25 protein-coding genes are annotated in these 24,424 nt (G+C 37.2%); 24 read left to right on the top strand and 1 reads right to left on the bottom strand.

Annotated features, from left to right (window positions below; genetic code table 11):
• Window positions 1-37 precede the first annotated feature (37 nt).
• Window positions 38-286: a ferredoxin gene (locus AC58NB_RS07215; protein WP_066107552.1), complete on the bottom strand. Its 249-nt coding sequence runs from the start codon at window positions 284-286 to the stop codon at window positions 38-40.
• 223 nt (window positions 287-509) lie between these two features.
• Here AC58NB_RS07215 and AC58NB_RS07210 point away from each other — a divergent pair, with 223 nt between their 5' ends.
• From AC58NB_RS07210 to spoIVA, 24 genes are all read left to right on the top strand, one after another.
• Window positions 510-1,565, top strand: a complete 1,056-nt coding sequence (locus AC58NB_RS07210) for a YpbB family protein (RefSeq protein WP_497426154.1) — start codon at window positions 510-512, stop codon at window positions 1,563-1,565.
• Window positions 1,566-1,567: 2 nt separating this feature from the next.
• Window positions 1,568-3,058, top strand: coding sequence for a RecQ family ATP-dependent DNA helicase (locus AC58NB_RS07205; protein ID WP_497426153.1), 1,491 nt, complete (start codon window positions 1,568-1,570; stop codon window positions 3,056-3,058).
• Window positions 3,051-3,635: a CPBP family intramembrane glutamic endopeptidase gene (locus tag AC58NB_RS07200; RefSeq protein WP_497426152.1), complete on the top strand. Its 585-nt coding sequence runs from the start codon at window positions 3,051-3,053 to the stop codon at window positions 3,633-3,635. Before AC58NB_RS07205 ends, AC58NB_RS07200 begins: the two co-directional genes overlap by 8 nt.
• Before the next feature lie 117 nt (window positions 3,636-3,752).
• Complete coding sequence (locus tag AC58NB_RS07195) at window positions 3,753-4,211, top strand: YpbF family protein (protein ID WP_497426151.1); 459 nt, start codon at window positions 3,753-3,755, stop codon at window positions 4,209-4,211.
• 101 nt (window positions 4,212-4,312) lie between these two features.
• Window positions 4,313-4,942, top strand: coding sequence for a CBS domain-containing protein (locus AC58NB_RS07190; protein WP_497426150.1), 630 nt, complete (start codon window positions 4,313-4,315; stop codon window positions 4,940-4,942).
• A gap of 90 nt (window positions 4,943-5,032) precedes the next feature.
• Window positions 5,033-5,812, top strand: a complete 780-nt coding sequence (locus AC58NB_RS07185) for a metallophosphoesterase (protein WP_497426149.1) — start codon at window positions 5,033-5,035, stop codon at window positions 5,810-5,812.
• An 82-nt stretch (window positions 5,813-5,894) separates the two neighbouring features.
• On the top strand, window positions 5,895-6,473 hold the full coding sequence (locus AC58NB_RS07180) for an adaptor protein MecA (protein ID WP_497426148.1): 579 nt from the start codon (window positions 5,895-5,897) through the stop codon (window positions 6,471-6,473).
• Between the two features lie 268 nt (window positions 6,474-6,741).
• The gene (locus tag AC58NB_RS07175) at window positions 6,742-8,007 is read left to right on the top strand and encodes a Glu/Leu/Phe/Val family dehydrogenase (RefSeq protein ID WP_497426147.1); all 1,266 of its coding nucleotides are present in this window, start codon (window positions 6,742-6,744) and stop codon (window positions 8,005-8,007) included.
• 194 nt (window positions 8,008-8,201) lie between these two features.
• On the top strand, window positions 8,202-9,176 hold the full coding sequence (locus tag AC58NB_RS07170; protein WP_497426146.1) for a YpdA family putative bacillithiol disulfide reductase: 975 nt from the start codon (window positions 8,202-8,204) through the stop codon (window positions 9,174-9,176).
• A gap of 38 nt (window positions 9,177-9,214) precedes the next feature.
• Window positions 9,215-10,180 carry an asparaginase gene (locus AC58NB_RS07165; protein WP_497426145.1) on the top strand — a complete coding sequence of 322 codons (966 nt, stop codon included), beginning with the start codon at window positions 9,215-9,217 and terminating at the stop codon, window positions 10,178-10,180.
• 114 nt (window positions 10,181-10,294) lie between these two features.
• Window positions 10,295-10,978, top strand: coding sequence for a glutamic-type intramembrane protease PrsW (gene prsW / locus AC58NB_RS07160; protein ID WP_497426144.1), 684 nt, complete (start codon window positions 10,295-10,297; stop codon window positions 10,976-10,978).
• 543 nt (window positions 10,979-11,521) lie between these two features.
• Window positions 11,522-12,295 (top strand): spore cortex-lytic enzyme, encoded by a 774-nt coding sequence (sleB, locus tag AC58NB_RS07155; protein WP_497426263.1) that lies wholly within the window; start codon window positions 11,522-11,524, stop codon window positions 12,293-12,295.
• Between the two features lie 10 nt (window positions 12,296-12,305).
• Window positions 12,306-13,667: a germination protein YpeB gene (ypeB, locus tag AC58NB_RS07150; protein ID WP_497426143.1), complete on the top strand. Its 1,362-nt coding sequence runs from the start codon at window positions 12,306-12,308 to the stop codon at window positions 13,665-13,667.
• A 121-nt stretch (window positions 13,668-13,788) separates the two neighbouring features.
• Window positions 13,789-14,448, top strand: coding sequence for a flagellar brake protein (locus AC58NB_RS07145; protein WP_497426142.1), 660 nt, complete (start codon window positions 13,789-13,791; stop codon window positions 14,446-14,448).
• A gap of 47 nt (window positions 14,449-14,495) precedes the next feature.
• Window positions 14,496-14,675, top strand: coding sequence for a DUF5359 family protein (locus AC58NB_RS07140; protein WP_497426141.1), 180 nt, complete (start codon window positions 14,496-14,498; stop codon window positions 14,673-14,675).
• A 130-nt stretch (window positions 14,676-14,805) separates the two neighbouring features.
• Complete coding sequence (gene cmk / locus AC58NB_RS07135) at window positions 14,806-15,486, top strand: (d)CMP kinase (protein WP_497426140.1); 681 nt, start codon at window positions 14,806-14,808, stop codon at window positions 15,484-15,486.
• Window positions 15,483-16,064: a lysophospholipid acyltransferase family protein gene (locus AC58NB_RS07130; protein ID WP_497426139.1), complete on the top strand. Its 582-nt coding sequence runs from the start codon at window positions 15,483-15,485 to the stop codon at window positions 16,062-16,064. The genes cmk and AC58NB_RS07130 overlap by 4 nt, the downstream gene beginning before the upstream one ends.
• Window positions 16,065-16,204: 140 nt before the next feature.
• Window positions 16,205-17,344, top strand: a complete 1,140-nt coding sequence (gene rpsA, locus AC58NB_RS07125; RefSeq protein ID WP_497426138.1) for a 30S ribosomal protein S1 — start codon at window positions 16,205-16,207, stop codon at window positions 17,342-17,344.
• A gap of 599 nt (window positions 17,345-17,943) precedes the next feature.
• Window positions 17,944-18,570 carry a YphA family membrane protein gene (locus tag AC58NB_RS07120; RefSeq protein ID WP_497426137.1) on the top strand — a complete coding sequence of 209 codons (627 nt, stop codon included), beginning with the start codon at window positions 17,944-17,946 and terminating at the stop codon, window positions 18,568-18,570.
• A 300-nt stretch (window positions 18,571-18,870) separates the two neighbouring features.
• Window positions 18,871-20,181, top strand: coding sequence for a ribosome biogenesis GTPase Der (der, locus tag AC58NB_RS07115; protein WP_497426136.1), 1,311 nt, complete (start codon window positions 18,871-18,873; stop codon window positions 20,179-20,181).
• Window positions 20,182-20,201: 20 nt separating this feature from the next.
• The gene (locus tag AC58NB_RS07110; protein ID WP_497426135.1) at window positions 20,202-21,233 is read left to right on the top strand and encodes an NAD(P)H-dependent glycerol-3-phosphate dehydrogenase; all 1,032 of its coding nucleotides are present in this window, start codon (window positions 20,202-20,204) and stop codon (window positions 21,231-21,233) included.
• Window positions 21,234-21,499: 266 nt separating this feature from the next.
• Complete coding sequence (locus tag AC58NB_RS07105) at window positions 21,500-21,700, top strand: DUF2768 domain-containing protein (RefSeq protein ID WP_497426134.1); 201 nt, start codon at window positions 21,500-21,502, stop codon at window positions 21,698-21,700.
• Window positions 21,693-22,436, top strand: a complete 744-nt coding sequence (locus AC58NB_RS07100) for a YphF family lipoprotein (protein WP_497426133.1) — start codon at window positions 21,693-21,695, stop codon at window positions 22,434-22,436. The genes AC58NB_RS07105 and AC58NB_RS07100 overlap by 8 nt, the downstream gene beginning before the upstream one ends.
• A 266-nt stretch (window positions 22,437-22,702) precedes the next feature.
• A complete protein-coding gene (gene spoIVA / locus AC58NB_RS07095) occupies window positions 22,703-24,181 on the top strand; it encodes a stage IV sporulation protein A (protein ID WP_497426132.1) in 1,479 nt (492 codons plus the stop codon).
• Window positions 24,182-24,424 lie beyond the last annotated feature (243 nt).

Raw genomic sequence — 24,424 nt, 5'->3', positions numbered from 1 at the left:
AAGCCTCTGCAACGCAGAGGCTTTTATTAATGTTGAACTATTCGAATTTCAAAGCGTCTCCATCAAATGACTCATCAGCAACTTTAATAGAATCTGTTGGGCATCCTTCGAAAGCATCCATCATGTCATCAAGTAGAACATCTGGAATTTCGACAATACCTTGGTTATCATCTAAAGTAACAAATGCGATACCTTCATCATCGTAATCATAAATATCTGGAGCAGCTGCTCCGCAAGCACCACAAGCAATGCAAGTTTCTTTGTCAACAATAGTAAATTTAGCCATGCTAAATACCTCCCGTAAAGATATATATATTTTGATACCGTACTGGATACTGGATATCAAACCCCTCACCCTATTGTAAAACTGATGGAATAACTTTTCAATAGCCAATATTTCGCGTGTTTTTAGAAAATGAACACAAAATAGAATGTTGAAATGTAAGCATGAGTGTCCATCTATTTGGTAAGATAAAAGTGTCGACTCGCTCGGGTAAAGGAGTTAAAACATGATTATACCATATATTGATGGATTAATACTGTATTTGATAAATGCATTAAAGGGACAGAGAACTGTTTATTCACCATTACATATATTGAATGGTAAAAAATCCTCACAACCCATCCAAGATGCCAGGCTGTTTCATATATCTGAATTCTTTGGAGTTCTTCCGAAATTAAAAAGAGAACATTGGGACCAAAAGATTGCCGAATTGACCAAAGAAGGATTTATAAAAGAAATAGGCACCAAAACGTATATTTGTACGGAGAATGGAGAACATGCCCTTACTTCATGGAAAGAGTCATATCCTCCGTTAACTCACTTAAATGGTCGTACCTATCAAGATGCAGCTCATGGCTTTTGGTTGAGATTACAATTACTGGTTCAAACATCTTCATGTTTACTTAATGGCAATCATTCATTTATCCCGGTAACGCGTAATCAAGAGGAACAAATGGTTGTGAAAAAGCTGTTTAAACAAATTGCGCTATCTCCAAAGGAACTAAGCAAGATGTTATATAAGGAGCTTGAAGAGTTGTTAAGTACTACAAACGAAGTCAGTGCAGAATTAATTGTATGTTTATTCTCGGGTCATCAGCGTGCAGGATTGACGATTGAACAGGCTGCCAGAAAGTTAAACATAGATGTATATTATGCAAGGCTTCTCTTTTGGGATACTATCCATTACATGCTTAAAGTCAGCGCCCAGCCGGCTTATCTAGTCTTAAAAGAACTAGGTCAGCTGGGGAAAAAGGTACAAGTTCCTTTAACTGATTCTACTCAGACAACATTAAAGTTACTTCAATCCGGTATGTCTAAAGAAGAAGTAGCAGCTGTAAGGAATTTAAAAGTGAATACTATTGAGGATCATCTTGTTGAAATTGTATCAAACCTACCTGATTTTCCGATTGATGTATATGTGAGTAATTCAGAAAAAGAACAAATTGAACAGGCCATAGCGACCAATGAAACGAAACAATTAAGAAACTTAAAACAGTTACTTCCGTCTGAAATAACATATTTTCAAATCAGACTGGTTATGGCGAAGCGGAAGGAAGTGTAAGTATGCACCCACTTGAGGTCCAATTGCAAAAAATGTTTGGATTCCAAACGTTCAGAACAGGACAGAAGGAAGTAATTGAATCCATTATGCAAGGCAGACATACACTAGCGATGCTGCCAACTGGGACAGGAAAAACCTTGAGTTTTCAAATGCCTGGTTACCTGCTGGATGGATTAGTTATTATCATTTCACCATTATTGGCTCTTATGCAAGATCAGGTGGAGCAAATGAAGGCAAAAGGTGAAAAGAGAGTTGCTTCCTTAAATTCATTTCTTTCAAAACAGGAACGAGATCGGGTACTGAGATCTTTTCCATTATTGAAATTCTTGTATATTTCACCTGAAATGCTTCAATCAAGATTTATTTTAGATCAATTAAAAAAGCTCAAGATTGCCTTATTTGTTGTAGATGAAGCGCACTGTATATCTCAATGGGGCTATGATTTTAGGCCAAGCTATTTACAGCTCGGTCTACTAAGGAAAGAGCTGAATAATCCATTGACATTAGCTTTAACAGCTACTGCTACTCCTGAGGTTCAGGAGGATATTTTGCGGAATTTATCTATTCAGGATGCGACGAGAATTATCCATAATGTAAACAGAGAGAATATCAGTATTTTGGTAGAAGAAACAACTGATTATCAGCAAAAGCTTCAGCGGTTGATTGAATTATTGAAAAAAGTGGAAGGTCCAGGGATTATTTATGTATCTAGCCGGAAACTTGCTGAGCAGTTGAGCGAATCTTTATTAGAAAAAGGGTTTGGAGGTGTCGCTTATTACCACGGTGGTATGGAAACAACTGACCGAATCCTGATTCAGCAGCAATTTTTATCAAGCCAGCTACGAATTATTGTGGCGACCAATGCTTTTGGAATGGGGATAAATAAAAATGATATACGGTTTATTTTTCATTTAAATATGCCGTTAAGTGTAGAAGCCTATGTTCAGGAGATTGGGAGGGCAGGAAGAGATGGATTGCCATCTGTAGCCATTCTTTTATATGCAGAAGGGGATGAGTGGCAAGCATCTCATCTGATTGAAAAAGATTTTCCAACGCGTTCTGAAATCGAATGGGTCATTAATCAACTCAGTGTATCTGATCGTACTGCTGAGGAATGGATTGGTGACGATAAGTTCGAACGGATAAAGGAATTGAATCGTATGTTAATCATGGAAAATATTCATGATCCGGAAGAGCGTGTTGACCGTATAGATGCCGATCTTGAAAAAAGAAAAAAAGAAAAGCTTATGAAACTTTATCAACTGAAAAATTGGGTGACCGCTACTGAATGCAGGAAGCAAACGATTGCTGCCTATTTTGATCAGGAGCTTCAAAATAGAACGGAAATTTGCTGTGATCGGTGCGGAAACACACTGGACGAACTCGTAAAGGTCCTTCCGAAACAATCGAATGATTATCAGCAGAATAGTCAAAATTGGCGTATGGAACTGAAGCGCTTATTTACTGAAGGGGAAAACTCAAATCATGAATAATAAGCAGGCAGAGCTGGTGGGTCAGCTTAAGAATACAGAGTTATACAGGGCCTTAATTCTTACACAAGTGCTTCTGCTTTTGATTGCTTTGGTGGTAGGTCTATTTATTTTTGATGATTTACAGGATTTCTTTCTGCTGTTTAACTATCGAGATTGGGCTATCCTACTGGTAGGGGTTCCAGCTGGTCTGCTAGTGGTTGGCTACGACTTACTGTCTATGAAAATTCTTCCTAAAAGATATTTTGATGATGGCGGTATTAACCAGCGGATTTTTAGTTCTTTGAATAGCTGGCAAATTTTCTTTGTTGTCCTGTTAGTCGCGATCAGTGAAGAACTATTGTTTAGAGGCATTATTCAAACAACAGTTGGAATAGGAGTTGCCAGTTTAATTTTTGCCTTGATTCATATCAGGTATTTATACAATGTTTACCTGTTTATCAATATCCTCTTGCTTAGTTTCTTGATAGGGATTGTCTATGAATGCACAGGAAATTTATTTGTAACCATAGCCATGCACTTCACGATTGATTTAATTCTTGGATTTGCCATAAATAAGAAAGCAGGCTTGCCAAAATAAATCTATAAGAAGGGGGAAGTATAGGGATTTTTTTAATGGTTAAAGAAATAATGGACAAGAGTTTCATAAATAATCTTCCTCTTTCATAAACATAAATATGTAAAGGAGAGGTGGTTTATGGAAGCCCATATTCAAGACTTGGACGAACATACAGATGAAGCTACAAAAATAATGCTCGTTAATGTGGTAAAAAGAAAACGCAAATTCGATCATTATAAATCTCGCCATTTTTTATTTATTTACTTTACGTTAGGTTTAATTGCTATTCTGGGTGTTTATATATATAAAAAGATTGTTGTCCTCTATGCCTATTCGTTTACTGCTATGTATCTTCATTTCTTTGAAAACAAATTAATCATTTTCTGTTTTCTTGTGCTGGGTTTTACGTATGGAGGAATGCTTCATTATAAGAAGAAAATGGACAAGGCAGAAAAGGAATTTCATGCATTAAGGTGTGAAATTGTCGATAGAAGTAAGGATCTTTGGAAAAATGAAACAGCATGGAAAAACAGGCATCTCCTGTTTAATAAACTTAAAGAACAATATGATATAAATCTTTTTCACGAAAATAAATAATCCTTCACAACTAGGCAGGAGAAGGAAAAGTTTTGTCGAAAAACTAGTAGTATAAGGCGTAAACATACTATTAGTATGATATTGCGGTTGGGGGTGCTTTAATGTTTGTAAAGAATATAATGATCTCGAAATATCATTGTCATACGGTTTCTTACAATGATACTCTTCAAGAGGTTTTCTCGCTATTGGATGAACATCGTATTGAAGGAGTGCCGGTACTGAAAGGAAATCAGTATGTAGGTACAATCACAAGGTATCGAATCTACAAGGCGGCATTTTTATCAGAACTGCCCAGGGACATTTTTCTGAAAGAAACAAAAGCAGAGTCGATCGCAGAGGCAAATAAAACATTAAAAGGTAATGAAATATATGAGAATATATTTATTGATTTAAAAGAAACACCCTTATTAGCTGTAGTTGATGATCAAAATCATTTCCTTGGTATTGTCACACGTTATGATATCATCGAACAATTCCAAAGTACGTTTGGTGTACATGTACCTGGTGTCAGGATTGCATTGACAACAGTGGAAACGAAGGGGCGTATTGCCAGATTAACCGAGATAACGAGACAATATCAACAACAAATTATCTCGCTTGTTACGTTTGATGAAACAGATAAGCTTTTAAGGCGTATTGTCATTAAAGTTGCAAAGGCGCCAAATATTGATAAATTTATAAACAAATTAGAAGAATCTGGCTTTAGAATATTGCATATCGATGAAAAATAAAGAACTGAATAGATAGGAGCTGGTCATAGTAATAAAAGGCTGGCTTCTTTTATTTTAAGAAAGATAACTGATTGAGAAGGAGATATTTGAATGGCAGTACTACTCTTTTTGGGATTATTCATTGTATTGGGATCATGCTTTTTACTAGTTCATATGTACAGGCTTGCAAATTTGGATCAAGTAATTGAGCACACATTTGTCTTCAAAGATTTCCCGAGCAGCGAAACTCTAACAATCTTTTTTATATCAGATATACATAGGCGTATGATCAGCGAAGAGATCATCAAGAAAGTAAAAGGAAAAGCCGACTTGGTTTTAATTGGTGGGGATCTTGCAGAGAAACATGTAACTATGGAAAGAATTAAAGAAAATTTAGCTAGATTAAAACGTGTAGGACCTGTCTATTTTATATGGGGGAATAACGATTACGAAGTGGACAGACATGAATTGGATGCCTTATTTATGGAAATGGGCGTACACGAATTATTGGATACGAGCGTTCTTTTTGAAACGAGCGATGGCGGTAAAATACGTCTTCTAGGCATTGATTTTTATGATGAAGAAGAACAGACTGGCAGGCTTGATTTAGCAATGGAAGAGGTGGAAGCGGAAAGCTTTAAATTATTGGCTAGTCATACACCGGAAATTGAAAAGGAAATAGATAAATCGTATGGGATCGATTTGGTATTGATCGGCCATACACATGGTGGGCAAATTAGGATTTTCGGAATGGGTAAATATAAATTGGGCGGAATCGATCAGAAAGAGGATACCTTGATTCTCACAAGTAATGGATATGGAACAAGCTTGTTTCCGCTTCGATTAAAAGCAAAACCGGAGACGCATCTCATTCGAGTAAAGAAGGAGTAAGCTACTTGAAGTTAATACAAGGTACCGACTGTGGCTCACTTCATACAATGAAAAAGAGAGTTCGCTACAGGAGGATTCAGTGATGAAGCTTAAACAAATCAGTCCGGTTTTGTTCAAACTATTTATTCCTTGTGATGAGTTGGAGGAAACGGGTGTTAACTGGGAAACGTTATCCATACACTCACTGGATACACACTTCTTTTTTTATAAAATTGTTCACGAAGCACTTATGAATAATGGGAGTTCAGTTAACGGTACGTACCAAATAGATATATATACGTATTCATATTACGGTATATATATGATTCTAAACATAGCGGAAGGTCATTCTACTGAAAATATGGAGTTAGATATAGAAGAGTCCTTATCTATCAATATACAAGAACGTGATCAAATGATTTATGAGTTTGCCGATTTTGACGATGTTGTACAAGCTTGTAAAACAATTCAAGAAAAATGGGACTTGGTAGGAATCCTTTATTATTGGCAATCAAACTATTATTTGGAGATTAAGGGAGAATCCCGCCTGAATCAGGCTACGATTATGGCCATTCTATTAGAGTTTAGTGAATTCTCAATTTTAAATAAAGAGTTTCTGGCTGCAAATGGAAATAAGATTGGTGAAGACAATATAATTACTATTATAAAAAAATATTTTTGATAAAGAATCGCATCTCAGGATGTGATTTTTTTGTTTATTCTACAGGTATGAAACAGCTTTCTTGCGCTGTTTGAACTTTATTAAGTATACTGAATTTATAAAAGTGAATAATAAATCAAAATATTTTTAGAGAACACTGTACTCCTGGTTGATTCATCATTTTTCATTTCTACTATTCTATTATTTCACTTTCCAGACTATTTCCAAAGTTGTATACTTATGCTGGAAGGAAATTATTAATTATTATACATCTGTAGGAGGTACTATAATGACAGCCGACCATCAATCCACTGAGGACAAACTAGATGTTTTAAAATCTACTCAGACTGTCATCCATAAAGCTTTAGATAAGCTTGGATATCCAGAAGAGGTTTATGAATTATTGAAGGAGCCCCTTCGTATGTTAACAGTAAAAATACCAGTTAAATTAGACGATGGATCTGTAAAGATTTTTACAGGATATCGTGCTCAGCATAACGATGCTATTGGACCGACAAAGGGTGGGATTCGTTTTCATCCTAATGTGACGGAGAGAGAGATGAAAGCTTTATCCATATGGATGAGTTTGAAATGCGGTATTGTAGATTTACCATATGGAGGAGCGAAGGGTGGAATCATTTGTGATCCGCGCAATATGTCTTTTAGGGAATTGGAAAGGCTTAGCCGTGGTTATGTAAGGGCAATCAGCCAAATGGTTGGTCCTACAAAAGATATACCGGCTCCAGATGTTTTCACTAATTCACAGATTATGGCATGGATGATGGATGAGTATAGTCGTATTGATGAGTTTAACTCTCCGGGATTTATCACCGGAAAACCCCTTGTTCTTGGTGGTTCACACGGCAGGGAGTCAGCTACAGCTAAAGGGGTAACCATTTGTATTTATGAAGCAGTTAAGAAGTGCGGGATTGATTTAAAGGGAGCCAGAGTCGTTGTGCAGGGATTCGGGAATGCGGGGAGCTTCCTGGCTAAATTTATGCATGATGCTGGTGCTAAGGTAATTGGAATTTCGGATGCAAATGGTGCTCTGCATGATCCAGAAGGTCTGGATATAGATTATTTATTGGATCGCCGCGATAGCTTTGGTACAGTAACTAATTTATTTACAAATACGATAACGAATAAAGAATTACTTGAACTTGATTGTGATGTGTTAGTACCTGCTGCCATTGAAAATCAAATTACCGATGAAAACGCTCACAAAATTCGCGCTAAAATTGTTGTCGAGGCTGCAAATGGGCCAACAACTTTGGAAGGTACACGCATCCTTTCAGAGCGTGGTATTCTATTGGTGCCTGATGTTTTAGCATCTGCCGGTGGCGTAACCGTTTCCTATTTTGAATGGGTCCAGAATAATCAAGGATATTATTGGTCCGAAGAAGAAGTGGAAGAAAAATTAAAAAAAGTGATGGTTAAATCATTTAATACCATCTATGATACAGCTCAATCCCGTCGAGTAGACATGAGGTTAGCTGCCTATATGGTTGGAGTAAGAAAAATGGCCGAAGCATCACGATTTAGAGGCTGGATTTAATTAATAAGGCAAACGCAAAGAGAAGTTTTCTGTCATTCGTGATAGAAAACTTTTTTGCATATGGCTGATGAGTTTATTTTTTAAAAATGGTATAGTAAAAGGGCAATTTCAACATGGAATGAGAAGTAACAGGGTATAGAAACAAGGAGATATAAGCATCATAGAGACTTTATGGTTATTTGGAGGAAACAATTATGCAATTTGAAGATGCAATTGTAATTGGCGGCGGGCCATGTGGTATGGCTGCTTCCATCAGTTTAAAGGAAATTGGTAAAAATCCCTTAATTATTGAAAAAGGGAATATTGTTAATTCAATCTATCATTACCCAACCCATCAAACTTTTTTCTCAACAAGCGAGAAATTGGAAATTGGAGATGTAGCTTTTATTACAGAAAATCGTAAGCCTGTTCGACTTCAGGCCTTAACGTACTATAGAGAAGTAGCCAAAAGAAAGAATTTAAGAGTACATACGTATGAGTGTGTGGAATCGATTGAAAAGCAGGAGAACGGTTTATTTAGAATAAAAACTAGTAAAAATGAATATGAAACACCATATTGTGTTATTGCAACAGGTTATTACGATCAACCCAATATGATGAATATACCAGGAGAAAATTTGGAAAAGGTATATCACTACTTTAAAGAGGGGCATCCTTTTTATGATATGGATGTGACCGTAATCGGTGGAAAAAATTCTAGCGTGGACGCAGCGCTTGAACTTGTTAAAGCTGGAGCAAGAGTGACAGTGATCTACCGTGGGGATGTTTATTCTAAAAGCATTAAGCCTTGGATTTTGCCAGAGTTTGAATCCTATGTTCGGAATGGGACAATAAAAATGGAGTTTAATTCGGTGGTAAAAGAGATTCGTGAACAAACTGTAATATATGAAAAAGAGGGGCAATTGATTGAAATCCAAAATGATTATGTATTTGCCATGACAGGTTATCATCCGGATTATAGCCTTTTAACAAATGTTGGAGTTGAGCTTGCGAGTGACACGGGCAAACCATATATTAACGAAGAAACAATGGAAACAAATGTAGAAAACCTATTTGTGGCGGGTGTGATCGTAGCTGGTAATAATGCCAATGAAATATTTATAGAAAATGGAAGATTTCATGGTGGCCAAATAGCAAATGCAATAAAAGAAAAAGAACGTCAGCAATAGCATTACACTGTGCTTGATAACTTGTCGTGAGGTGTAAGATGAAGAAAATTTCACTAATTACAACTGGCGGAACGATTGCCAGTAAAGAGATATCAAAGGGATTATTGAATTCAGGGGCTATGAGTGGGGAAGAACTGGCTGCCCTCTGTCAGTTGCCGGAGGGATTCGATATAAAAATCATTAACCTAATGCAAAAGCCGTCCATGCATATCGACTTTAATGAAATGGTGCTCATAAAAGAAGCCATCGAAAAGGAATTAGAAGATGATGAAGTTTGCGGGGTGGTTGTAACCCATGGAACGGATTCTTTGGAGGAAACAGCTTATTTTCTTGATTTGACGACAAAAGATCCGAGACCTATTGTGGTAACGGGTTCTCAGCGTTCCCCGCAGGATGTTGGAACAGATGTGTATTCTAATTTGCGAAATTCAATCTATGTTGCTGCTAATCAACATTTAAAGCATAGCGGCGTTTTGGTTGTATTTAATGAGCGTATTTATTCTGCCCGTTACGTGAAAAAAGTCCATGCCTCTAATCTCCAGGGTTTTGAATCATTCGGATATGGATATTTGGGTATCATTGATAATGATGTTGTCAGTGTTTATCAAAAACCAATTTATAATGAATCCTATAATATTGGAACAGAAATCCCGCGTGTTGATATTGTAAAGTGTTATACAGGAGCAGATGGAGTTATGATTGATGCTGCTGTAAATGCCGGTGCGCGCGGTATCGTACTGGAAGGCGTGGGACGCGGGCAAGTCACACCGTTTATGATGGATTCCATCCAGGCGGCTTTGGATAAAGGAATTACCATTGTAATCAGTACAAGTGCAGAGGAAGGAAAAGTGTATCCAGCCTATGGTTACAATGGCAGTGCACATGATCTGAAAAATAGAGGCGTTATTCTTGGTGAGGATTATGACAGTAAGAAAGCAAGGTTGAAATTGGCTATTTTACTTTCCAATGGTACGGTCAGTGTGGAGGATGCATTTAAACTGTAGGCATCGATTGGCATCCTTACGCGGATTTCTTAAAATGACGATCTTTCTTGATTTTCTTTTTTTTTCGTCCATGTTACGATTATAGGATGAGAGAGTAAAAAGAGAGGGTAATCCATGTTAAATATATTAACGGCAGGTGTTGCTCCGGGTTTAGCCCTGCTTATTTATTTTTACCTAAAGGATCAATATAACACTGAACCTGTGTCTGTAGTATTAAAGGCGTTTATATATGGCGCCCTATTCGTCATACCTGTTATGTTTATTCAGTATGTTATTCAGGCGGAAGGAGTATTTCTTTCTGTTTGGGCCGATGCGTTTTTTGAAAAAGGTATGGTCGAGGAATTAATCAAATGGGCTTTATTCCTGTTCTTAATCTATAGTCATGTTGATTTTGATGAACCGTATGATGGAATTGTTTATGGGGTTTCCATATCACTGGGTTTTGCAACATTGGAAAATATCTTCTACTTGTTTTCGAACGGGCTTGAATATGCATGGGGAAGAGCGATGTTTCCTGTTTCGAGCCATGGGCTATTTGGTGTGATTATGGGTTTTTATTTTGGGAAAGCCAAATTTCAACCGCATTCTCGCTTGAAAATTATGTATATGCTGACAGCGCTGTTCATTCCAATCGTCTTACATGGTTCCTTTAACTATATTTTAATGGAGCAAGAAAAATGGTATGTGTATTTAATTCCATTTATGTTCGGTCTTTGGGGGCTCGGCCTTTGGAAGGTGAAAAAGGCCCGTGTATTAACAGAAAAGGCCTTTAAACAATCCTTTGAATCAGTCCGATAAACGATAGGAAAAAACAAACTTAGTACTAAATCTTTGCCTTATGAAGGTGGTGATTTGCTTCTGAGTTTGTTTTTTATTTTGTCCATTGAGCAGCTTGTTTTGGGGATTATCTCAAAAGGATATTGTTCATTAAAGTACTCTTTTAAGAATTTCTATCGAGTATTGGTTAAAGACAAAGGAACAGAAACATGTCTGTTATATAGGTCTATTACCCATTTACCCTCCTTCAGTCTGCTGGTTGATTCGTTTGTATAAAGAACTATTCTCTCATCATTCCCTCTTATGAATAAACGTATATCTAAATCTCCACTAGCTATAAAAATGAATTCTTCTTAACCTCAATTTCCTATTATAAAGTAGATGTGATTCAGACAAGTCTGATACAAATAAAAGCTCGAGTTTTTAGGTGGGCTGAATATTTTATAGGTGTTTGCAAAAACTACCCTTACTGTCATTAATTCTACAGGAGGGCATGAAATGAAGGGATTAGCAAGGAAGTTAGTATCCTTTTTAGTAATTGGCTGTTTTTTATTCCTATCACCGATGTTTAATATAAAGACGGAAGCATTTACAAATCAGGTGATTCAAAGAGGAGCCATAGGGGATGATGTCATCGAACTGCAGGCACGTCTTCAAAATATAGGCTATTATCACGGGAAAATTGATGGGGTTTTTGGATGGGGAACTTACTGGGCATTACGTAATTTCCAAGAAGCATTTGGTCTCCCTGTTGATGGATTAGGAGGAGCGAAAACAAAAAGTAAACTGGTCAGCGCATCCAATTACAACGCTTCCTGGGTGAAAAAACAAGTTAATTCAGGAAAAGAATTTACGTACTATCAGGGAATTCCGATTGAAAATCAAGTTAAACAATCGACATCTACTGCAAAGAAAACGACAACAAACAAGAAAAAAACCACAAGTACGACAACTGGTACAGCTACCAATATACCGGCGGGATTTTCAGAAAGTGATATAAAGCTAATGGCGAACGCGGTACATGGAGAGGCGAGAGGTGAACCGTATGAGGGCCAGGTAGCGGTTGCGGCCGTTATTTTAAATAGAGTCCAAAGCTCGTCGTTTCCAAATACGGTTTCAGGTGTCATATTTCAGTCAGGAGCATTTACGGCGGTTGCTGATGGACAAATCTGGCTCGAGCCTAATGAAACGGCAAGAAACGCTGTTTTGGATGCTATGAATGGCTGGGATCCAACGGGAGAAGCAGAATATTATTTTAACCCGGATACAGCCACTAGTTCATGGATATGGGGACGTCCACAAATTAAAAAAATCGGCAAGCATATATTCTGCAACTGAGGTGAACGAAATGATAAAAAATATCGCGATTGCTATATTGGCAATCGGTTTAGCCGGAACAGCATACTGGGCATATCAGGATCATCAAGAGAAGATAGCTATCATGAATCAAAACGAAAATAATTATCAACGTGCCTTTAATGATCTGAACTATCAAATAGATGTGCTAAATGATAAAATCGGGACAACATTGGCTATGAATACAAAAGGTTCTTTGTCACCTGCATTGGCAGAGGTTTGGAGATTGACAAATGAAGCTCATAACAACGTAGGTCAATTGCCATTAACTTTAATGCCTTTCCATGAAACAGAAAAATTCTTAACCAATATCGGTGATTTTGCCTATAAGACAGCTGTGCGAGATTTGGATAAAAGCCCTTTATCTGATGAAGAATATAATACGCTAAAATCTCTCTATAGCGATGCAACAGAAATAAGAGATGAACTAAGAAGCGTCCAAAGTACAATTATTAACAATGATTTGCGGTGGATGGATGTGGAAACAGCGCTGGCGGATACGTCAGGTGACAGTCAAAGGGACAATCAAGTGATTGATGGACTGAAAACAATGGATAAAAATGTGAAGTCCTTTGGGCAAAAAAGTGAATATGGCCCCACGTTCACATCCGTACAAGAAAAGAATATCGATTATAAGCATTTATCCGGGAGTGAAATAACTCGTAAGGAAGCAATTGACCTGGCAAAAAAATACACAGGTGTATCCAATGTTAAAACGGCAAATGTAACGGAAAACAAAGATGGATCTAAGTATGATTTCTACCATGTTAATCTGAAGGATGCTAATACGAATCATATGATAGGGATCGACCTGACAAAAAAAGGTGGGTACCCAATTTATATTATAAATGATCGACAGGTATCTGAGACTAAAATCAGTTTAAATGACGGATATAAGAAAGCTCTCCAGTATCTAAATAAAATGGGTTTTAAGAATATGGAACTATTTGAAAGTACTCAATACAGTAATGTAGGTGTTTATACATTTATAACGGTTAAAGATCAAGTGAGAATTTATCCGGAATCCATCCGTATAAAAGTGGCACTTGATAATGGGGATATCGTTGGTTTTGGATCTGAAGATTATCTTCAAAATCTAGACAAAGAAAGAAAAGTAAGTAAACCGGCAATAACAGAAGAAGAAGCTGAGAAGAAACTTAGTGGAAAAGTGAAAATCATGGAAAAAAGATTGGCTGTTATCACAAATGATTTATATGAAGATGTCTTATGCTATGAGTTTATGGGTACGGTTGGAAATGATACGTACCGAATCTTTATTAATGCTGAAGATGGTCATGAAGAAAAAGTTGAAAAAATGCATGAAGCCAGTAAAGTATATGATAAAGTCTCCTAATAAAATAATCTTGGGAAAAGGCTAAAAACAGCCTTTTCCTTTTTTAGGTTCTCTGTCATAATATTACTTAAGTCCTTGTTTGGAATATTCTTACACACGTCGGAGGGGAAACTTCTTTACTATGCTTACAATCGGAATGACCATAATTCTTGAGAAAAGCCATTCAGATCAATTTGAAACATATAGATGTAAATTGATGGATATGAGAGATGGGGTTCTTTATATTGATTACCCTGTTAATATACATACGAATAGAATAGATTATTTAGTAAACGGAACATATCTAAAAGGAACATTCGTAGGAAAAGATCAAAATACCTACTTGTTTACGACTGAAATCAAGGGAAGAGTCAGAGAAAATATCCCGCTCCTCCTTATTGATTACCCCGGCGATGAATCTTTACAAAAAATTCAACGAAGAGAATACGTGCGCGTCTCTTTATCTGCCAATGTTAATGTAGAACCCTTTAATAATGAATTTGAGCCGTTTACGGCACTTACCACTGATATAAGTGCGGGCGGAGCGGCAATCATTGTTCCTCAGATTATAAAGATAAATACTCAAGCATCCTTAATGTTACACTTTACATTTGAAATGAAAAATAGAGATGTGCACGAATTGCCTATCCAGGTTGAAGTAAAAAGAATAGTCGATGTCTATAATAAAAGAAAAAAAGTATCTGTTGAATTCAAGGAACTTACAGAAACAGAGAGACAAATTTTACTACGTTATTGTTTTGAGAGACAACTGGAAAAAAGAAACCGGGTTACAGTGGATTAAAAAACAGATTACATGGGCAAGCTCTTAGGTAAGGGAGGTTGCTCAATATGAAGACAGTAGAACGATTTATTAAGAAAATGGTTTTTATCCAACTTCTCTTTTTATTATTTTTTCAGCTTGTTTTTCACCGTGAACATACTTTTCTTCAATGGAAAACACTCGTACAATATGAAGGAGTACTAGAAAATAATTATACTGAGATAGTGGAAACTATTTCAAATAAATAAATAGGCAGTAAACTAAAGACAAAGTCATGCCTGCTTTGTCTCGTTTTTTTACGTTTATTAATTCTTTATATAAGGAAAAGCTGTGTTAAAATAGTCTTGATATACTTTTGTGTACAACAAGGAGGAACTAATGAATAAGAAATTATCTATTGCGATTGATGGTCCTGCAGCTGCAGGAAAAAGTACGGTGGCGAAAATTATTGCAAGAAGGTTAACATACATATATATAGATACCGGTGCAATGTACAGAGCTCTAACTTATAAGGCATTAAATAATGGGGTAGACCCAAATAATGGGGCGGCTCTTTATGATTTATTAATGTCAACTGATATCAAATTACAGAATAGTGAACAAGGCCAAGATGTATTGGTTGATGGAGTGGTTGTAACGAATGATATTAGAACGCCGAATGTAACTAAAAATGTTTCTGCTGTTTCTCAACATAAACTCGTGCGAGAAGAAATGGTTCGACGTCAGCAAGTTCTGTCTGAACAAGGCGGTGTTGTCATGGATGGAAGAGACATTGGTACTCAGGTTATGCCAAATGCCGAAGTCAAAATATTTATGCTTGCCAGTGTGGATGAACGAGCAAAAAGGAGACATGAGGAAAATCTATCAAAGGGATTTGACTCTGATCTAGAGCAATTAAAACAAGATATTGCAGCTAGGGATAAATTTGATTCCGAAAGAGAAGTATCTCCTTTGAAAAAGGCAGCAGATGCAATCGAACTTGATACAACTAGTCTTTCAATTGATGAAGTAGTAGACGCTATTATGAGAATAGCTGAAGAGAAAGGAGTAAGTGGATGACGTTTTATAGATTTGCCAGGGGCGTACTAAAAATCGCTCTAACACCATTGTACCGTGTTACAATTTCAGGAAAAGAACATATTCCTGAAACGGGCGGTGTTTTATTGTGCTCTAACCATATTAGTGAGTTAGATCCGCCTGTCGTAGGAATGTCTTTTCCGCGAGATGTACATTTTATAGCAAAAGAAGAGCTATTTAATTTGCCTGTCCTTAACAAAATTTTGCCGCATACGAATGCGATTCCTATTAAAAGAGGCATGAGTGACCGTAATGCCTTGCGCAAGGGATTAGGCGTGTTAAAAAATGGACATGTGTTGGGGCTGTTTCCGGAAGGTACTCGCAGTAGAACGGGTGAATTAGGTGAGGGGCTGGCAGGTGCCGGATTTTTTGCGTTGAGATCGGACGCTCAAGTGATTCCTTGTGCCGTAATTGGTACGTATAAGCCGTTTTCTAAAACAAAAGTGATTTTTGGACCGCCAATCGACATGGAGGAATTCCGTAGTAAGAAAGCCTCCCCCGAGGAAGTGACAAAAGTCATAATGGCAAAAATAAAAGAGCTAATCGATCAAAATCGTTGATCATCCTGCTTGACAAATAATAGAATTTATAAGAAGTTAGAAAAAAGGAATTATTTTGAAAATTGTTTAATACTTACGAAAAAGTGGTATTAAATATAAATTGAAAGTATTTGAAGCCGTGATTGTTAGGAGGAGTACATATGACAGAGGATATGAACAATATTGATGTTACTGAATTTAATGTAGGCCAAAGAGTACAAGGGACTGTATCTAAGGTTGAAGAAAAACAGGTTGTTATTGAAGTTAAAGATAGCAAACATGATGGTATTGTCCCAATCAGTGAACTCTCCAGTTTACACGTCGAAAAGGCATCAGATGTAGTGAAAGAAGGAGATGAGCTTGAGTTTGAGATTATTAAAGTCGAAGATGAAGCTCTGATTCTATCAAAAAGGAAAGTAGATGCAGAAAAGGCTTGGGGTGATTTGATTATTTCATTTGAAAAAGGTGAAATGATCGAAACCGAGGTTAAAGACGTTGTCAAAGGCGGTCTTGTGGTTGATTTGGGAGTGCGCGGATTTGTACCGGCCTCACTTGTCGAAGATTATTTTGTAGAAGATTTCTCTGACTATAAAGGCAAAACGTTGGAGTTTAAGATTGTAGAACTCGATCAGGAAAAAAACCGTTTGATTCTTTCACACAGAGATGTAGTCCGTGAAGAGAAAGAAAAGAAAAAAATGGGAGTGCTCGAAACTTTACAGGCTGGACAGGTTATTGAAGGAACAGTCCAAAGAATCACTGATTTCGGTGCATTTGTTGATATTGGTGGTATTGATGGCCTCGTCCATGTATCTCAGCTTTCCCATGAACATGTAGACAAGCCTTCAGATGTTGTCTCTGAAGGAGAAAGTGTCAAAGTTAAGATTCTATCGATTGACCGAGACAGTGAAAGAGTATCCTTATCGATTAAAGAAACATTGCCTGGACCGTGGTCAGATATTACTGACAAAGCGAAAAAAGGAAGTGTGCTTGAAGGAACGGTTAAACGATTAGTATCCTATGGAGCATTTGTTGAAGTGTATCCAGGTGTTGAAGGTTTGGTGCACATCTCTCAAATTTCCCATAAACATATCGGCACTCCGCATGAGGTTCTAACCGAAGGTGACGTGATTAACGTTAAAGTACTTGATGTGAATGAGGATGAGCACAGATTATCTCTTAGCATTAAGGAACTGGAGGAAAATCCGTCTGCCGCCATGGATCACTATGAATTCCCTGAAGAAACAAATGGGTTCCAATTAGGTGAAATGATTGGGGAACAATTAAAAAATTTGAGAAAATAAATTATGTCGGGCCAATTAGGTCCGTTCAGACTGTAGACAAAGTCCTTATTTAGGGCATTGTCTGCAGTTTTTTTCTTTTTTCTTTTTTCTACTTGTTAACACTATTTTTTGCAGAATGGGCTCACTTTCCACGGGTAAGCATCAAGCCTCCTCACGCTTTGCGCTGCGTGGTCTTTATTACCTTGTTCTTCACGCAGGAGTCTCACCCATTCTACAGAAAATAGAACTCTGCTTGATATATAAGTTCCTTTTTATAAAATTATTTGTGTGTTTTTGATTTTCTAAGGGGATGTTGAGGATTAACTAAATAGACGCGCATGAAACAAGAATATTTAGTGATATTCATTTCATACAACTTTAACTGATACTGACTTAGTTCAAAAGGCAACCGCCCACGTATTGTAGTAATCGTACAAATAAAAATGACGACATTCATTCAATGTATGGACTAGGTTCTGTGCCATCCCCTCCTCAAGGTAAGTATTCAACCATCCTACCAGCTTCAAATAAGGCATCATAGCAGGTGTACTATAAAAATTTCCTGAAATTAGATTTGTTTAAAAAAATAGAAAGTTGGCATACTGCTAAGGGAGGTTTTTATGTACGAAGGTTATTTATTTTTTGCTTTGATGTGGCTGGGCTGTTGGTATTTTATTTTTATTTCAGATGAAACCATTGAGGTAAGGCGTTGGGGATTGATTAGGCAATTAGGGGGTATTTGTTTTGCCGGTCTTTCGATTCAAGTATCTCTATTTAATATAAATTTATTTATAATTGCAGGTATCCTTTGGTCTGTTTATCAATGGAAGAGCTGGACAAATAAAGAATTAATTAAAGGGACCGTAGCCATTATTTGTCTAACGATCGCTCTTATTTGTATACGAATTTTTGCGATACTTTATCCGGTATGGTTCATTGTAAACTGGATTTTTATAGCTGCTCCATTGTTGTTTGGATTAGGAATCAGCCTGATCCATGCCCATAACCGTATCAGTGTTTTAATCTGTGGGATTATTTTAGGGGAAGCGATTTATTCGGTGATTTTATATACGTATGGATTTCCTACCCGGGATATCGTTTCATTTGAATCACTCGATCTTTTGTTGCTAACACTTACAATTGCAATTGTTATTGATAAAGCTCAAATAATATGGGCAGGAAGAATACCAAAGAGAAAGATCGTTCATCATCAACATCTAGGGTTAAAAGGAAAGGGAATCAGATAGGTTATTTTTCTTTTAGCTGGTTTCATAAAGAAAAGAGTCATAAAAAATATTTTTATACAAATTTAGATGCAAATGAGAGATATTAGTCCATTATTGTTCAAATTCAAGCAGATATTGGAGAGAAATATAACCGGAAGAGTTGTTACTTTGCCAAACGTTTGCTATCATAATATAGTTAGACCCTTCTTTATGATTAAGAAGGGTTCTTTTTTCATAATATATAAATACATTAAACATGCTAACAATTCAGTGAAACATAAAACAGGAATGTAGCTAGGATAGTTGAAAGGGTGAACGACCATGCCAAAACCAGTAGTAGCCATAGTGGGCAGGCCGAACGTAGGTAAATCTACAATTTTCAATCGAATTGTAGGAGAAAGAATATCGATCGTAGAAGATGTAGCCGGAGTAACCAGAGATAGAATTTATAGTTCCGGTGATTGGTTAAATCATGAATTTAATATTATTGATACAGGTGGTATTGATATAGGGGACGAACCTTTTCTGGAACAAATTCGTCAACAGGCAGAGATTGCAATTGATGAAGCAGATGTCATTATCTTTATGACAAGTGGCAGGGAAGGATTAACTTCAGCCGATGAGGAAGTAGCTAAAATCCTCTATCGCTCAAAAAAACCGGTAGTAGTAGCAGTAAATAAAGTGGATAACTTTGAAATGCGTAATCAAATTTATGATTTTTATGCATTGGGCTTTGGGGAACCTATTCCTATTTCAGGTTCTCATGGTATAGGAATCGGAGATCTGTTAGATGCTGTTGTGCAAAGTTTCCCTGATCATCAAGCACCTGATTATGATGAGGATGTTATTAAATTCAGCTTGATTGGAAGACCGAATGTAGGGAAATCTTCACTCGTTAATGCTATTTTAGGTGAAGAACGCGTTATTGTAAGTAATATAGCAGGTACCACTAGAGACGCTGTCGACTCCCCTTATAAATATAATGGTGATGATTATGTCATTATCGATACGGCAGGAATGCGGAAAAAAGGGAAGGTATATGAAAGCACGGAGAAATACAGCGTATTACGTGCTTTACGTGCTATTGAACGCTCGGATGTTGTCCTCGTCGTTCTAGATGGTGAAGAAGGAATTATCGAACAGGATAAAAAAATTGCCGGATATGCCCATCAAGCAGGACGAGCTATTGTCATTGTTGTGAACAAATGGGATGCTGTTGAGAAAGATGATAAAACCATGAAGAAATTTGAAGAGAAGATTAGGGCTGAATTCCAGTTCCTAGACTATGCTCCAATTGTCTTCTTATCTGCGAAAACGAAGCAACGTATTCATACCTTACTACCAATGATTAATATGACCAGCGAAAACCACGCACAGCGTGTTCAAACGAATGTATTGAATGATGTTATCATGGATGCAATTGCGATGAATCCAACGCCAACCCATAATGGTAAAAGGCTAAAAGTATACTATGCTACACAGGTAGCAGTCAAACCGCCTTCCTTTGTTGTCTTTGTTAATGATCCAGAATTGATGCATTTCTCTTATGAACGCTTCTTAGAAAATAAAATTAGAGATGCATTTGGATTTGAAGGAACACCTATAAAAATATTTTCTAGATTACGTAAATAATTTTTTGGGGAGTGGAGTGTATGCAACAAATAGTTACCATTTTGGGGGCAGGTTCATGGGGGACTGCTCTTGGAATTGTCCTAGCGGATAATGGACATTCCGTAAAAATATGGGGACATGATGTTGCTCATGTCAACGAAATCAATCGTGAACAGGCGAATATTCGATATTTACCTGATGTGAAACTGCCTACTTCTATGAAGGCATATCATGATTTGGAAGAGGCCCTGTCTGGCTCGGAAGTTGTTGTTTTTGCTGTACCGACTAAAGCAATTCGTGAAGTAGCCCGTAAAGTTAAGGATATTGTCAATGAAAAAGTGACAATCGTCCATGTGAGTAAAGGGATAGAGCCGGATAGCTTAATGCGTATTTCTGAGATGCTTGAAGAAGAAATATCCGATATTACAAAAGATATTATCGTGCTATCTGGACCAAGCCATGCCGAAGAGGTTAGCAGAAGGATTCCTACAACTGTAACGGTGGCTTCTAAAAATATGGAAGCTGCAGAGCGTATACAGGATTTATTTATGAACCAAAATTTCCGTGTGTATACCAACCAGGATCTAGTTGGTGTTGAAATCGGCGGGGCTTTAAAAAATATTATTGCCTTGGCGGCAGGGATTACGGATGGACTTGGTTATGGAGATAATGCCAAAGCTGCTTTAATGACTCGGGGTCTCGCAGAGATTACTCGTCTCGGTGTAAAAATGGGTGCAGATCCATTAACGTTCCTGGGCTTAACAGGTATTGGCGACCTTATTGTAACCTGTACAAGTGTCCACTCAAGAAACTGGCGTGCCGGTCATATGCTTGGCAAGGGGAAAAATCTGGACGAGGTCCTTGAAAGTATGGGCATGGTTGTTGAAGGTGTAAGAACAACGAAAGCAGCTCATCAATTGTCCGAAAGATACCAAGTGAAGATGCCGATCGCATCTGCCTTATACGATGTTCTGTTTAACGGCAAGGACATTAAAACAGAAGTAGATGATCTAATGACAAGAAGCAAGAAGCACGAAATGGAAGACTTAAAGGATATAATGGGTAATAATTAATAATCTGTTGATTTTGTCATAAAAATAGGCATTTGTTACTTGCTGAGATGGATGTTTAAACATAGTATATTTTACAAGACTGATCCAGCATATAACCAGTCTAAGTCCATATATTTAGTCCAAGACGGGAGTTTGGGTACATGATACCTAAGCTTCCGTTTTTGTTTTCTTCCGGAGATATTATGGGTTATAATAGCAAAGATTGAAAAAATATCATTTTTTATAAAAAGATGGTATGATAATTGTCGGAAGAGGGGGTCCGAGTTTTGAGTATAGCGATGCAAAAAATGTGGATTTCGATTGCAGGAATGGGGTTAATGGCAATTGCGGTACTGGCTATCTATTTAAGCAGATATAAATTAAAGGGGATTTTAAAATACCTGTTAGCTACTGTCGCCTATGTATCTATGTTTATTGCTGCCATTATTATGATTATTATTGTTGTGAGTGGTCCTACAAATGGGTAACAGGATAAGAGAAAAACTAAAAAATATGACTGGTTTTTCATTGGTACTATGTACGGTAATCCTCCTATCTGGTTGTTTATATCCGGAGGAGAATTCTCAAGAAAATCAAGTTCCTTATGAGGATCAGGTCGAATCTGTTCAAAGGGCAGTCTTGGAATATAGGAAAGATAATGGCGGTCAGTTATTGCCGATCAAGACCAAAGATCAAGATACGCCTTATTATATGAAATACATAATCGATTTTAAAAAATTAGTCCCTAAATATATGGCTGAAATACCTGGAAACGCCTATGAAAATGGGGGGATATTCCAATATACACTTATTAATGAAGAAACCAATCCAACTGTCAGGCTGATTGATTTACGATTAGCTGAGGCTTTGCGAGATACTAAACTACAAATAGAATCTCAGGGATATCCGGCTTTTGATGAAAAAATTGGTCCTAATGTCTATACCCTTAATTATGAAAATATGGGATTTGAAAAGGAACCTACCGTTAAAAGTCCGTTTACCGGAAAGGCCTTACACTTTGTTTTAGGTGAAGATGGAGAATTGTATATTGATTATACACCTGATTTATATGATTTGTTGATCGATCAATCAATGGATTTAAAAAATGGTGAGGATATAAGGAATGAATTAGTAAAAAACAGCCTCTTTGTACCTGCCTATTCACTGCCCTATACATGGGATCAAAAAGCAAATAAACCTGTCTTTATGGCAATTCAGGAATAACCTTACTTTTACAAAATATATTTGTAAAAGTAAGGTTTTTTTATTTCATCCCAGCAATTAATCCGGGCTTTTTTATGGACATCCGTACAGGTGATGATCAGATTAATGGAGATAAATAGCTGACGGGCTTTTATATAAATGGAGAGGAGAGAAAAAAACAGTCATAAATCTAACAGGGGATAGCATAAATATATAGTGTCCAAGTTTATAAGAATATCCATAATTGCGTATAAGTACTCATATATGAGGAATCGGGAGGGGATCTCTTGGAAAGGGTCGATATATTTAAGGATATAGCCGAGAGAACCGGCGGCGATATATATTTGGGAGTTGTCGGAGCCGTTCGGACGGGTAAATCTACATTTATAAAGAAATTTATGGAGTTGGTCGTACTTCCTGGAATGCAAAGTGAGGCAGAAAAAGCACGTACAATTGATGAATTGCCCCAAAGTGCAGCAGGAAGAACCATTATGACCACTGAACCTAAATTTGTACCAAATCAGGCAGCACAGGTACAAGTGGACGAGGGATTAGAAGTCAATATTCGGATGGTTGATTGTGTTGGATATACTGTTCCGGGGGCGAAAGGATATGAGGACGAGAATGGGCCAAGGATGATTCATACGCCTTGGTATGAGGAACCGATCCCATTCCATGAAGCAGCTGAAATTGGTACGCGTAAGGTGATTCAGGACCATTCCACGATTGGTGTAGTCGTAACGACCGATGGATCGATCGGTGAGATACCGCGTATAGACTATGTAGAAGCAGAGGAAAGGGTTGTTGAGGAACTTAAAGAAGTTGGAAAACCATTTATCATGATTCTAAACACGGTGAGCCCCTATCATCCAGATACAGAGGTTCTTCGTTCCAAGCTACAGAATAAATATGATATACCGGTTCTGGCCATAAGTGTTGAGGGCATGAGGGAAGGAGACGTGTTAAACGTCCTCCGGGAAGCATTATTCGAATTCCCTGTTCTTGAAGTGAATGTTAATTTACCGAGATGGGTTATGGTTCTTAATGAAAATCACTGGCTCAGAGCTTCTTATCAGGATGCAATCAGAGAAACGGTCCAAGATATTAAAAGACTTAGAGATGTTGATCGGCTTGTTCATCTGTTTGAAGAGTATGAGTTTGTAGGCAATGCCTCATTGGCAGGGATTGAAATGGGCCATGGAGTAGCTGAAATTGATTTATCAGCACCTGATGAATTATATGACCAGGTTCTGAAAGAAATTGTAGGTGTTGAAATTAGAGGAAAAGACCATTTGCTAGAATTAATGCAGGATTTTGCCTATGCTAAAGCAGAATATGACCAAGTGGCTGATGCCCTTAAAATGGTCAAACAGACTGGTTATGGAGTAGCAGCACCATCTCTAGCAGATATGAGTCTGGATGAACCGGAAATCATACGTCAGGGATCCAGGTTTGGAGTTAGGCTGAGAGCGGTGGCACCATCTATTCATATGATAAAAGTAGATGTTGAATCAGAGTTTGCACCTATTATCGGGACAGAAAAACAAAGTGAAGAATTGGTGCGATATTTAATGCAGGATTTTGAAGATAATCCATTAAGCATCTGGAATTCAGATATATTTGGGCGCAGTTTATCAACAGTGGTTCGTGAGGGAATTCAGGCGAAATTAAGTTTAATGCCGGAAAATGCCCGATATAAACTGAAGGAAACGCTTGAAAGGATTATTAATGAGGGATCGGGCGGTTTGATCGCTATTATTCTTTAAACAGTGACACAGAGGTTTACGGTCCAATAATGGATGCCGCAAACCTCTGTTTTTTTATTGTCAATAATGGCGAAAAATAAGATATATTTTATGAAGCATAAACTTTCAAAATACCTCAAAAATGAAGATATAGCAATATAAATAGAAAAATAACCTCCATTATTCGAATAAATGCCTGTAAATTCGCTAATTTACTTGATATGGTCTGGCGATTATGATAATCTTTTATCAGAAATCAAGTTC

This window comes from Pradoshia sp. TA40_28 (assembly GCF_059694525.1).
This window is presented reverse-complemented; position numbering and strand designations above follow the sequence as displayed.